Source organism: Phreatobacter sp., from assembly GCF_016793595.1.
GTDB lineage: Bacteria > Pseudomonadota > Alphaproteobacteria > Rhizobiales > Phreatobacteraceae > Phreatobacter.
Genome location: NZ_JAEULY010000003.1, coordinates 1 through 12127, shown reverse-complemented (window position 1 = coordinate 12127; position 12127 = coordinate 1). Strand labels below are relative to the sequence as shown.

Sequence of the window (12127 nt, the reverse complement as noted above, 5' to 3'; positions counted from 1 at the left end):
CGACACCGCCGGCAAGGCGGGACACACACTCGAGGAGACCATCATGACCCAACTTTCCCGTCGTGCATTCAACGCACTCGGCCTCGGCGCAGCCCTCGTCTCGACGGGAGGAGGCCGCGCCTTCGCCCAGGCCCCCGAACTTGTCATCGGCGCCGCCAATCCGATGTCCGGCGTTTTCGCCTTCGCGGGCGTCGAAGGCTTCGAGGGCGGCCGCGACTATTTCGAGCACGTCAACAAGAGCGGCGGCGTCGCCGGCCGCCGCATCCGCTACGTGAACGAGGATTCCGGTTACCGGGTCGACAATGCGGTGGCGATCTTCACGCGCATCACCTCGCAGCATCAGGTGCCGGTGTTCTTCGGCGACTCCACCGGCTTCCAGAAGGCGATCAATCCCGAGCTGAACCGTCGCGGCACGACCGTCATGGCCGGCGCGTCCTTCGCCTCCGAGATCGACAATCCGCAGGCCTTCACCAACCAGTGGATTCCCGGCCCGAACTATTCCGACCAGATGCGCGTTCTGCTGCGCTACATCGCCAGCCAGAAGAAGGGCGCTTCGGTCGTGTTCGTCCATTCGGACACCGAGTTCGGCCGTGACCCGATCGCCGCCGGCGAGGCCGAGGCCAAGCGCCTCGAACTGAACCTGGTGGAGAAGATCGTCACGCAGCCGGGTTCGGTCGACGTGTCGGGTGACGTGCTCAAGATCCGCCGGCGCAATCCGGACTTCGTGATCTTCCACGGCTACGTGCTGCAGCCGATCCCGGAGTTCATGGCGCAGGCCCGTCAGGCCGGCATGACCTCCAAGTTCATGGGCACGTTCTACTCGACCGACACCGTGCTGATGAACCGCGCCGGCGCTGCCGCCGACGGTTACATGGGCGTCTCGGCCTACAATTTCGATCCGGCGGCGACCGGCGCGCAGATCGAGGCGATCAAGGCGGCGAATGTCGGCAAGGTGCGCACCCACGCCTATTACCAGGGCTGGACCAACGCGATGCTGGCGATCGAGGTGCTGAAGCGCACGCTCGGGGCCAACCAGGAGCTGAACGCGGTCAACATGATGAAGCATGCCCGCGCCATCAGGAACTTCGATTCCGGCGGCGTGTTCGGCGTGCCGATCACCATGACCGGCAACTCGTTCCCGCACGGCCGGGTCTATCAATACAGCGCTGCCGACAAGGCGCTGAAGCCTGCCTCTGACTGGATCACCATCTCGGCGGCAAGCTGACTGACCGGCGGCCTCGCTTTGGCGGGGCCGCCGCTTTCCCTCAGGGGTTCCCAGTTTCCGCATGCTGGCGCCGGAAAGCCGGATTCCAGTTTTCCGCAGCATGCTCTGGCGGTGAGACCATGGCAGAGACGGCCGACGCGATCCTCGAGGTCAACAATATCGAGGTGGTCTACAACAAGGCAATTCAGGCGCTGCGTGGCCTGTCGCTCGCCGTGCCGAAGGGCCGCATCGTGGCGCTGCTCGGCTCCAACGGCGCGGGCAAGTCGACCGTGCTCAAGGCGGTGTCGGCGCTGCTGCCGATGGAGAACGGCCAGGTCACCGAGGGGCGCATCATCTTCGACGGCAAGCCGGTGGAGCAGGTGACGCCGCACAAGCTCGTGCGTTCGGGCCTGTTCCACGTCATGGAAGGGCGGCGCATCTTCGGCGACCTGACGGTCGAGGAGAACCTGACCTCCGCGACCTATGCGCTGACCGGCCGCGACGACGCCAAACCCGACTTCGATCTGGTCTACCGCTACTTCCCTCGCCTCGCCGAACGGCGCAAATCCATTGCCGGCTATCTGTCCGGCGGCGAGCAGCAGATGCTGGCTATCGGGCGCGCTCTGGTGGCGAAGCCCCGCGTCATCCTGCTGGACGAGCCCTCGCTTGGCCTTGCGCCGCTGCTGGTCGAGGAGATCTTTGCGATCATCGCACGGATCAATGCCGAGGAGGGTGTCTCCATGCTGCTGGTCGAGCAGAATGCTTCCGTGGCGCTCTCCATCGCCCATTACGGCTACATCATGGAAACCGGCCGCATCGTCATCGACGGCCCGACCGAAAAGCTGATCGCCGACCGCGACGTGCAGGAATTCTATCTCGGGCTCTCCCACAAGAGCTATCGCGACATCAAGCACTACAAGCGGCGCAAGAGGTGGCTGTCATGACCGCGAGCGCAATGACCCTGGACATGCCGCGCGAGGTGGCATCCTCCGCCGCCGATCCGGCCGCCGCCCTGCCGACGCTGACCATCGTCGAGATGCTGAAGAAGCACGCCGCCGAGCGGGGCGACCGCATCGCGCTGCGCCAGAAGCGCTTCGGCATCTGGCGGCCGACGACCTTCGCGGAATACTGGCTGCGCGCCTGCCATGTCGGTCTCGGCTTCCGCGCGCTCGGCCTCGGGCCGAAAGGCCATATCGGCGTCATCTCCGAAAACCGCATCGAATGGGTGCTGTCGCAGCTGGGCGCCGGCGCGGTCGGCGCGGTGACGGTCGGCGTCTACCCGACCAGCCCGTCGAACGAGGTCGCCTATGTCCTCGACCATTCCGACTGCTCCATCGTTGTCTGCGAGGACCAGGAGCAGATCGACAAGGTGGTGGAGGCGCGCGCCGACCTGCCGAAGGTGACCAGGATCATCGCGCTGGAGAACCGCGGCCTTGCCGGCTACGAGCCGGGGCTCGTCATGACCTTCGACGAGGTGGAGGCGCTCGGCCGCGCCGAGTACGAAAAGAACCCCGGCCTGATCGACGAGCTGATGAAGGACCATTCGCTGTCCGACATCGCGCTCCTGATCTACACGTCCGGCTCCACCGGCAAGCCCAAGGGCGCGATGCTGTCCTACCGCAACATCCGCGCGGGGGCGAACGGGCTTCTGGACCGCTACGGCATCGGCGAGGGCTGGACGACGCTGTCCTACCTGCCGCTCTGCCATGTGGCCGAGCAGGCGACGACGGTGTTCGGACCGCTCTATTCCGGCAGCCAGGTCAATTTCGGCGAGAGCCTCAGGACCGTGCAGGAGGACCTTCGCGAGGTCGCGCCGCTCAGCTTCCTCGGCGTGCCGCGCATCTGGGAGAAGATGCATTCCGGCATCCGCGTGAAGATGTACGAGGCCAAGCCGCTGCAGAAGTGGCTCTACGCCAGGGCGTTCGCACTGTGCGCGCCTTTCGCGGACAAGCCGCGCAGCCAGTGGTCGCTGGTCGAGAAGGCCAAGCATGGGCTCGCCTATGTCGCTGTGTTCCGCGCCTTGAACAATGCCATCGGCCTGACCCGCTGCCGCGTCGCCTTCACGGGCGCAGCTCCGATCGCGCCCGAGGTGATCCGCTTCTTCCGCACCATCGGCGTGCCGCTGGTCGAGATCTACGGCATGACCGAGACGTCCGGCGGCATTCTGGGCCAGACGCCGGAGGATGTGGTGGTCGGCACCGTCGGCATTGCGATGAAGGGAACGCAGGTCCAGCTCGCCGAGGACGGCGAGATCATGGCCCGCGGCGCGACCATCTTCGAGGGCTATTACAAGAACGAGGAGGCCACGAAGGCGACCATCGTCGACGGCTGGCTGCGCACCGGCGACGTCGCCGAGATGCAGGGTGGCCATCTCAAGGTGGTCGATCGCAAGAAGGACATCATGATCACCGCCGGCGGCAAGAACCTGTCGCCGACCGAGATCGAGCACGCGGTGAAGTCCAGCCCGTTCGTCAAGGAAGTCATCGTCTTCGGCGACCGCCAGAAATATGTCGCGGCCCTGATCCAGATCGACATGGAGACGGTCGGCAAGTGGGCCGAGATGAAGGGCATCGCCTTCACCAACTACAAGAACCTGTCGCAGGCGCCGCAGGTGGTGGAACTGGTTCGGGCCGAGGTCGACAAGGCCAACGAGACGCTGGCGCAGGTCGCCAACATCCGCCGCTTCGAGATCCTCGACAAGGAACTCGACCACGATGACGGCGAAGTGACCGCGACGATGAAGGTGCGGCGCAAGGCGATCGAGGCGAAATACGCGGACGCGATCAAGCGGCTCTATGCGTGAGGCCCGGGCGTCGTGACGCTGATCACGCCGCTTCCTCGACAGCCTCTTCCAGCGCCCGCGCCGCGTCCATTGGCGCCTGCTTCGTGTCGGACAGCACGCGCCCGTCCCTGAAGCGCACCACGCGGCTGGCGAAGGTCGCGACGTCCGGCTCGTGGGTGACGACGAGCACGGTCATGCCCTGCCGGTTCAAATCCTGGAACAGCGCCATGATCTCCAGAGAGGTGCGGCTGTCGAGCGCGCCGGTCGGCTCGTCCGCCAGCAGCACCTTGGGGTCGTTGACGAGCGCGCGCGCGATGGCGACGCGCTGCTGCTGACCGCCCGAAAGCTGGGTCGGCAGATGGTGAACGCGTTCGGCGAGGCCGACCTTGGCGAGAGAGGCCTCCGCCCGCGCGCGGCGCTCCCTGCGGCCGAGCCCGGCATAGACCATCGGCAGCTCGACATTGGCCAGCGCGTCCTGCCGGTCGAGCAGGTTGAACTGCTGGAACACGAAGCCGATCTTGCGGTTACGCACCTCGGCGAGGCCGTCCGCCGACATGGCCGAGACCTCCTCGCCGTCGAGCACGTAGCGGCCGGCGGTCGGCTTGTCGAGGCAGCCGACGAGGTTCATGAAGGTCGACTTGCCCGAGCCGGAGGGGCCCATGACGGCGACGAACTCGCCGCGCGCCACGTTCACGGAGACGCCGGCCAGCGCGGTCACCACCTGGTCGCCGAGCGTGTAGTGGCGGGCGAGATCAACGGTCTCGATCAGCGGGCGTTCGGTCACCGGATCGGCCATGGCGATCAGAACATCCGGAAGCCGCGCTGCGGGGCCGACTGGGCCGTCGCGGGCGGGCCGCCGCCGATGATCACCTCGCGGCCGGGCTCGATGGCGCCGGAGACGACTTCGGTCGTCGATCCGTCGGTCGCACCGAGCCTGATAGCCACGGCCTGCGGCTTGCCGTCCTCGCCGACCACGAAGACGCGGCCCGGCTGGCCGCCGGCGCCGCCCCTGCCGCCCTCATAGCGGGCGCGGATATCGGCGAAGGTCGGGCGCTGCGTCTCGGTCAGGACCGTCTCGATGCGCCGCGCCATGTCGGCGCGGATCTGGCGCACACGCTCCAGCCGCTGGTTGCGGTCGAGCGAGGGGTCCATCAGGCCGGCGAATTGCGGGCGCGCCGCGGTCACGATGGCGTCGATCTGCTCGCGCTGGTTGGCGTCGAGACCGAGCTCGGTCTTCAGGCTCTCGACGAACTCGTTCATCTGCCGGCCGCCGCCCTGCTGCTGACCGCCGCCGCCCCAGCCGCGGCCGATCTGCGGCGGGCCGAAGGGATTGGCGGATTGCTGCGGCTGCGGCGTCTCGGCCGCCGTCCCCGCCGGCCGCCAGCGGAGGGCCGAATTCGGCACCCGCACGACATTGTCGCGCCGATCGGAGATGATCCGGAGCGTCGCGGTCATGCCCGGCAGCAGTTCCCGGCGCTGGTTCTGAAACGAGATGACCGCCGTGTAGATGACGACGTTCTGGATGGTCTGCGAGCCGAGGCGCACGAGCTTCACCTCGCCGCGGAATTCGCGGTTCGGATAGGCGTTGACCGAGAAGGTCACCGGCTGCCCGGTGCGCACGCGGCCGACATCGGCCTCGTCGACATTGGCGTAGATCTCCATGGACGAGAGATCCTGCGCCACGAGGAACAGGGTCGGGGCCTGCAGCGAGGCCGCCACTGTCTGGCCGAGTTCGACCTGGCGCTGGACGACGGTGCCGACCACGGGCGACTTGATCTCGGTATTGGCGAGGTCGACCTCGATCTGACGAACGACGGCCTCGCGCTGCATGATCTGGGCGTCCGATGTGCCGAGCGTCGCCTGCGCCACCCTCAACCCCGCCTCGATGGACTGCTTGGACGCTTCCGCCGAGGCGATCTGCGCCCGCGCGGAATCGCGCGCCGCGCGCTGGGCCTCGGCCGTGGCGCGGGCCGTGTCGATGGCGGCCTGCGCCGCGAAGCCGCGCGTGCCGAGATCGTTCTGGCGCGCGAGGATGCGTTCGGCATCGGCGAGCTGGGCCTGAACCTGCGCGAGCTTGGCCACGGCATCGAGCCGTGCGGCCTCGGCGCGGGCGATGTCGGCGCGGCTCTGCTCGATCTGCGCCTCCTGCACCTGCCGGCCGGCACGCGCATTGGCGAGGTCGGCGCGGGCGCCGTCGAGGCGTGCCTTCACCTGCGTCGGGTCGAGGCGGGCGAGAATCTGCCCGGCTTCAACCTGCGTGTTGAAGTCGGCGAGGATCTCCAGCACCTGACCCGAGACCTGCGAGCCGACCACGACGGTCGAGATCGGGTTGATCGTGCCGGTGGCGTTGACGGAGGCCACCACGTCGCCGCGATCGACCTTGACCGTACGCCAGGCCGGCTGGTCGGCAACCGCGAAGGTACCCGGCCCGGCGAACCACCAGGCGCCGCCGCCGAGCGCGGCGAGGATCAGGAGATAGAGCGGCCAGCGACGCATGCGCGAATTGTCCCTCGGTTGCCGTCGAAATTACCACGCCGCGGCCAAGGGATCACGTGACAGTTTGGAAAGGATCGGAGCCCGGCCTTGAAGGTGCGAAGCCGCGCTTCAGGCCGTGCATGGCGGAAATTCCGGGCGGCGCTGGGTCTGGCCGCCCGATCACGCTACTGATCGCCTTCAGGTGAAACCGACGAGCCGCGAGCCCCAGGACCATGCTGACGCTACGCCCGGTCTTCTCGATCGCTGCCGACGTCGCGCCTGCCATCGAGGTCGGCGCGACACCGCTCGGCGAGCGTCGCCTGATCCCGATCCTGGGCGGCCGGGTCAGCGGCCCACGGCTGACAGGCAAGATCCTTCCCGGTGGCACGGACTATCAGTCGATCCGCGACGAGGGGCTTGCCGACATCCACGCCCGCTATGTCATCGAGACCGAGACCGGCAGCCGCGTCTATGTCGAGAACAGCGGCATACGCCGCGGCCCGTCGGAGCTGATCGCCCGGCTGAAGCGCGGCGAGCCCGTGGACCCCGCGCTGATCTACTTCCGCACGGTTCCGCGCTTCGAGACCGGCGACCCCGACCTCGCGTGGCTGATGCGGTCGATCTTCGTGTGCGCGGGCGCGCGCCTGCCCGACCAGGTCCTGCTGGACATCTACGAAGTCGGGTAGGCGGGGGCGGCCTGCCTCACTCGATCCGCGCGCCCGACGCCTTGACGATCTCGGCCCAGACCTTCAGGTCCGCGTCCAGCTTGGCGGCCAGTTCCGCCGGCGTCGAGGTGACGATCTCCGCGCCCTGCTGCGCGAACTTGTCCTTCATCTCCGGCGCGGCCATGGCCCGGTGGGTTGCCGCGACCAGCTTGTCGATGATCGGCTGGGGCGTGCCCGCGACGCCGTAGATCGCGATCCACAGTTCGGCGTCGAAGCCGGGCACGGTCTCGGCGATGGTCGGCACGTCGGGAACGAAACCGTTGCGCTTCAGCGTCGATACGCCGAGGGCGCGCACCGTGCGGCCCTGGATCTGGCTGATCGCGGCCGGCAGGTTGGCGAAGGTCATCGGCACGTGGCCGGCAATGACATCGGCGAGCGCCGGGGCGATGCCGCGATAGGGGATATGCTTGAGGTCAATGCCGGCCCGCGACTTCAGCATCTCGCCGACGAGATGGTTCAGCGTGCCGTTGCCGGCCGAGGCATACTGGTAGAAGCCCGGCTTCTCCTTCGCCATGCGGATCAGGTCGGCGATGGTCTTCGCCTCGAAATTCGGATTGACGACCAGCACGTTCGGCACGGTGCCGAGCATCGAGATCGGGGCGAAATCCTTCACAGGATCGAAGCCGGTGCGCGCATAGAGCGCGGGGTTGATCGCCTGACTGGCGGAGATCGTCACCAGCAGGGTGTAGCCGTCCGGCGTCGCGCGCGCGGCCGCCTGCGAGCCGAGATTGCCGCCGGCGCCGGCCTTGTTCTCGATGACGAAGCGCTGGCCGAGCACCTCGGAGAGCTTCTCGGCGACGAGGCGGCCGATAATGTCGTTGGCGCCGCCAGCGGCCTGCGGCACGACGACGGTCACGGGGCGGGACGGGTAATCGGCCTGCGCGCGGGCGAGGCCGGGGGCGGCAAGGGCGGAACCGATCAGCGGCAGGGCCGCGCGGCGGGTGATGGTCATGGGGCGTTTCCTGTCGGCCGATTGCTTGGAGAGTGACATGCCACGGCGTCTCATTGCGCGGAAGCCGGCCCGCGCAAGCCGCGCTTGCATGGATGCAGCTTCCAGAATGGCGATCGCCGCCCCACATGGCTTTCTTTGCGGAATTCGCCGTCTCGCGCGGCCTTTGGCCGCATGATCCCGTCAACGGAGCCCGCATGACCCGCACCCTTGAACTCGGCCTCGACACGTTCGGCGACGTCACCGCCGGCGCGGACGGCAAGCCCGTGGCTCATGCCGAGGTGATCCGGCAGGTGGTGGCGCAGGGCGTGCTCGCCGACGAATTGGGCATCGATTTCATCGGCCTCGGCGAGCATCATCGCGGCGACTTCGCCATTTCCGCCCCGGAAGTGGCGCTGGCCGCCATCGCCGCGCAAACCAAGCGCATTCGCCTGGGATCGGCGGTGACCGTGCTGTCCTCGGACGATCCCATCCGGGTGTTCCAGCGCTTCTCGACCCTCGATGCCGTGTCCAACGGCCGGGCCGAGGTGATTCTCGGCCGTGGCTCCTTCACCGAGTCCTTCCCGCTGTTCGGCTTCGACCTGTCGCAATACGAGACGCTGTTCTCCGAGAAGCTCGACCTGTTCGCGCATCTGCTGACCGGCGATCCCGTGACCTGGGAAGGTACGACCCGGCCGCCGCTCAAGAACCAGCAGGTCTTTCCGACGATCGAGACGGGGCGCCTCAAGACCTGGATCGGGGTCGGCGGCAGCCCGGAATCGGTGGTGCGTGCGGCGCGCTATCACCTGCCCCTGATGCTGGCGATCATCGGCGGCGAACCCGCGCGCTTCCGCCCCTATGTCGATCTCTATCACCGCGCGCTCGGCCAGTTCGAGCTGGCGGAACAGCCCATCGGCGTGCATTCGCCGGGCTATGTCGGCGAGACCGACGCGGCCGCCCGCGAGGAGTTCTATGCCGATTACAAGCGGATGCGCGACCAGATCGGCTCCGAGCGCGGCTGGCCGCCGATGCAGCGCGCCGAGTTCGACCGCGAGATCGATCAGGGCTCGCTCTATGTCGGCGGCCCGGAAACGGTGGCGCGCAAGATCGCCGCGACGGTGAAGACGCTGGGCGCCAGCCGGTTTCAGCTGAAATACAGCGCGGGCCCGCTGCCGCACGACAGGCTGATGAACGGCATTCGCCTCTACGGCGAGAAGGTCGCGCCGATGGTCAGGGAGATGGTGGGGTGAGATTGCCGCCAGCCCCTGTCAGCAGGGCGGCAACAGACGCCTTCCGTTCGCATGGCGGCAGGCCCATATTGCGACCATGCCAAAATCGCCCAAACCGTCCGCCGACAAGCCCGCCGCGTCGAAGGCGACCCGGGCGCCGAAATCGAAAGCCTCCAAGCCAGAGCTGAAGCCGCTCGGCCCGGCGCTCGCCGACCTGCTCAATCCCGCCATCAATCGCGGCACGGCTGGGCTCGGGTCAAGCACCGGTCTGGCTCAACCCGGCTTTGCAGAATCGCCGCAGGCGGCTTTCAAGCCCGAGGCCAGCGTCACCGACAAGGCGCTGGCCCACCGGCTCGGCATCGCGGTGGAGGACGCGCAGGCGCTCGACATCGAGGACGAGATCGGCAAGTCCGGCGTCACCGCCACGGTCAAGGCGCTGGAACGGCTGATCCAGGAGGGCCGCCCCGAGGTCAACGGCCAGGTCTGGGTGCCGCACAAGCCGGCGCGGCCGGAGAAATGGGAGGGCGGCAAGGCCTTCCAGATCGTCTCGGACTTCAAGCCGGCCGGCGACCAGCCGCAGGCGATCTCCGAACTCGTCGCCGGCATCGGCCAGGGCGAGCGCGATCAGGTGCTGCTCGGCGTCACCGGCTCCGGCAAGACCTTCACCGCCGCGCAGATCATTCAGGAGACGCAGCGGCCGGCCATCGTGCTGGCGCCGAACAAGACGCTGGCGGCCCAGCTCTACGGCGAGTTCAAGAGCTTCTTCCCGAACAACGCCGTCGAGTATTTCGTCTCCTACTACGACTATTACCAGCCGGAGGCCTACGTGCCCCGGTCGGACACCTATATCGAGAAGGAATCCTCGATCAACGAGCAGATCGACCGGATGCGCCACTCGGCGACGCGCGCTTTGCTCGAACGCGACGACGTCATCATCGTCGCCTCGGTCTCCTGCATCTACGGCATCGGCTCGGTCGAGACCTACACGGCCATGACCTTCGGCGTGAAGGTGGGCGAGCGGCTCGACCAGCGCCAGCTGATCGCCGATCTCATCGCGCTCCAGTACAAGCGCACGCAGCTGGACTTTTCGCGCGGCACCTTCCGCGTGCGCGGCGACACGATCGAACTGTTCCCCGCCCACTTCGAGGACCGCGCCTGGCGCATCGGCCTGTTCGGCGACGAGGTCGAGAGCATCGCCGAATTCGACCCGCTGACCGGCGCCAAGACCGCCGACCTGTCCTTCGTGAAGGTCTATGCCAATTCGCACTACGTCACGCCGCGCCCGACGCTGGTTCAGGCCATTTCCGGCATCAAGGAGGAGCTGAACTGGCGCCTCGACGAGCTGAACAAGGCCGGCCGCCTGCTGGAGGCGCAGCGGCTCGAGCAGCGCACCCGCTTCGACCTCGAAATGATGGAGGCCACCGGCTCCTGCGCCGGCATCGAGAACTATTCGCGCTGGCTGACGGGACGCCGCCCCGGCGAGCCGCCGCCGACCCTGTTCGAATACGTTCCCGACAACGCGCTGGTCTTCGTCGACGAGAGCCACGTCACCATCCCGCAGATCGGCGCCATGTATCGCGGCGACTTCCGGCGCAAGGCGACGCTGGCCGAATACGGCTTCCGCCTGCCCTCCTGCATGGACAACCGCCCGCTGCGCTTCGAGGAATGGGAGGCGATGCGCCCGCAGACCGTCCACGTCTCGGCCACCCCCGGCGGCTGGGAGATGGAGCAGACCGGCGGCACCTTCTCCGAACAGGTCATCCGGCCGACCGGCCTGATCGACCCGCCCTGCATCATCCGCCCCGCGCGCACGCAGGTCGACGACCTCATCGGCGAGGTGAAGGCCACCGCCGCGCAGGGCTATCGCTCGCTGGTCACCGTGCTGACCAAGCGCATGGCCGAGGACCTCACCGAATACCTGCACGAGCAGGGCGTGCGCGTGCGCTACATGCACTCCGACATCGACACGATCGAGCGTATCGAGATCCTGCGCGATCTCCGCCTCGGCGCCTTCGACGTGCTGGTCGGCATCAACCTGCTGCGCGAGGGCCTCGACATCCCGGAGTGCGCCCTGGTCGCCATCCTCGACGCCGACAAGGAGGGCTTCCTCCGCTCCAAGACCAGCCTGATCCAGACCATCGGCCGGGCGGCGCGCAACATCGACGGCCGGGTGGTGCTCTACGCCGACGGCATGACCGACTCGCTCGAGTACGCGCTGGACGAGACCAACCGCCGGCGTGAACGGCAGATGGCCTACAACACCGAGCACGGCATCACCCCGGAGAGCGTGCGCAAGGGCATCGCCGACGTGCTGCAGAGCGTCTACGAGAAGGACTACGTCACCGTCGACACGGGCGCGTCCGGGGACGTGCACCTGGTCGGCAAGAACCTGAAGAGCCACATCGCCGATCTGGAGAAGCGGATGCGCGCCGCCGCCGCCGAGCTGGAGTTCGAGGAGGCGGCGAGGCTCCGCGACGAGGTCCGCAGGCTGGAGGCCTCCGAGCTCGGCCTGGAGAAGCCTGGGGTGGCGCTGCAGGCCGCCAGCCGCGGCGGCTGGGGCGCCAAGGACAAGGCGAAGATCAAGAAGGCCGCCTCTGCCCGCCGCCGGGTCCGGTAAAGGACCCGCGGTCGGGTTGGCCGGTGGTGGCGAGGGGCTGGGGTTTCAGATCCGCCGGGCCCTCTCCCGCCCTACGGGTGCCCTCCGGGAGAGTGTAAGCCGCGCAGCGGGCAGGTGGGAGTGTCGCCCTTGTGCTCCCGCTTCACCGTCGGCCGCAGACGCGGTCC

At 67.9% G+C, this 12127-nt stretch carries 9 protein-coding genes; 6 read left to right on the top strand and 3 right to left on the bottom strand.

The features are described from left to right. The first annotated feature begins 43 nt into the window (after positions 1–43). From JNK84_RS02900 to JNK84_RS02890, 3 genes are all read left to right on the top strand, one after another. Complete coding sequence (locus JNK84_RS02900) at positions 44–1225, top strand: ABC transporter substrate-binding protein (RefSeq protein WP_293420383.1); 1182 nt, start codon at positions 44–46, stop codon at positions 1223–1225. Between the two features lie 119 nt (positions 1226–1344). Further along, positions 1345–2148 carry an ABC transporter ATP-binding protein gene (locus JNK84_RS02895; RefSeq protein WP_293420381.1) on the top strand — a complete coding sequence of 268 codons (804 nt, stop codon included), beginning with the start codon at positions 1345–1347 and terminating at the stop codon, positions 2146–2148. After that, on the top strand, positions 2145–4007 hold the full coding sequence (locus JNK84_RS02890; protein WP_293420379.1) for an AMP-dependent synthetase/ligase: 1863 nt from the start codon (positions 2145–2147) through the stop codon (positions 4005–4007). Before JNK84_RS02895 ends, JNK84_RS02890 begins: the two co-directional genes overlap by 4 nt. Before the next feature lie 22 nt (positions 4008–4029). Here the strand turns inward: JNK84_RS02890 and JNK84_RS02885 are convergent, their stop codons facing one another. Beyond that, positions 4030–4782, bottom strand: a complete 753-nt coding sequence (locus tag JNK84_RS02885) for an ABC transporter ATP-binding protein (protein WP_293420377.1) — start codon at positions 4780–4782, stop codon at positions 4030–4032. A 5-nt stretch (positions 4783–4787) separates the two neighbouring features. Beyond that, positions 4788–6482 carry an efflux RND transporter periplasmic adaptor subunit gene (locus tag JNK84_RS02880; RefSeq protein WP_293420375.1) on the bottom strand — a complete coding sequence of 565 codons (1695 nt, stop codon included), beginning with the start codon at positions 6480–6482 and terminating at the stop codon, positions 4788–4790. 212 nt (positions 6483–6694) lie between these two features. Between JNK84_RS02880 and JNK84_RS02875 the strand changes: the two genes are divergently transcribed. Then, positions 6695–7147 carry a DUF3237 domain-containing protein gene (locus tag JNK84_RS02875; protein WP_293420373.1) on the top strand — a complete coding sequence of 151 codons (453 nt, stop codon included), beginning with the start codon at positions 6695–6697 and terminating at the stop codon, positions 7145–7147. A gap of 16 nt (positions 7148–7163) precedes the next feature. On the opposite strand, the gene JNK84_RS02870 is transcribed toward JNK84_RS02875, so the two are convergent. Beyond that, a complete protein-coding gene (locus tag JNK84_RS02870; RefSeq protein ID WP_293420371.1) occupies positions 7164–8138 on the bottom strand; it encodes a Bug family tripartite tricarboxylate transporter substrate binding protein in 975 nt (324 codons plus the stop codon). Positions 8139–8332: 194 nt separating this feature from the next. Between JNK84_RS02870 and JNK84_RS02865 the strand changes: the two genes are divergently transcribed. Together JNK84_RS02865 and uvrB are read left to right on the top strand one after the other, a co-directional pair. Then, complete coding sequence (locus tag JNK84_RS02865; RefSeq protein ID WP_293420369.1) at positions 8333–9364, top strand: LLM class flavin-dependent oxidoreductase; 1032 nt, start codon at positions 8333–8335, stop codon at positions 9362–9364. A 76-nt stretch (positions 9365–9440) separates the two neighbouring features. After that, positions 9441–11960, top strand: a complete 2520-nt coding sequence (gene uvrB / locus JNK84_RS02860; protein WP_293420367.1) for an excinuclease ABC subunit UvrB — start codon at positions 9441–9443, stop codon at positions 11958–11960. The last annotated feature ends 167 nt before the right edge of the window (positions 11961–12127 follow it).

Excerpts from the sequence above, each read along its gene's own strand:
- JNK84_RS02900 (WP_293420383.1), top strand. The coding sequence starts at position 44 with ATGACCCAACTTTCCCGTCGTGCATTCAACGCACTCGGCCTCGGCGCA.
- JNK84_RS02895 (WP_293420381.1), top strand. The coding sequence starts at position 1,345 with ATGGCAGAGACGGCCGACGCGATCCTCGAGGTCAACAATATCGAGGTG.
- JNK84_RS02890 (WP_293420379.1), top strand. The coding sequence starts at position 2,145 with ATGACCGCGAGCGCAATGACCCTGGACATGCCGCGCGAGGTGGCATCC.
- JNK84_RS02885 (WP_293420377.1), bottom strand. The coding sequence starts at position 4,782 with ATGGCCGATCCGGTGACCGAACGCCCGCTGATCGAGACCGTTGATCTC.
- JNK84_RS02880 (WP_293420375.1), bottom strand. The coding sequence starts at position 6,482 with ATGCGTCGCTGGCCGCTCTATCTCCTGATCCTCGCCGCGCTCGGCGGC.
- JNK84_RS02875 (WP_293420373.1), top strand. The coding sequence starts at position 6,695 with ATGCTGACGCTACGCCCGGTCTTCTCGATCGCTGCCGACGTCGCGCCT.
- JNK84_RS02870 (WP_293420371.1), bottom strand. The coding sequence starts at position 8,138 with ATGACCATCACCCGCCGCGCGGCCCTGCCGCTGATCGGTTCCGCCCTT.
- JNK84_RS02865 (WP_293420369.1), top strand. The coding sequence starts at position 8,333 with ATGACCCGCACCCTTGAACTCGGCCTCGACACGTTCGGCGACGTCACC.
- uvrB (WP_293420367.1), top strand. The coding sequence starts at position 9,441 with ATGCCAAAATCGCCCAAACCGTCCGCCGACAAGCCCGCCGCGTCGAAG.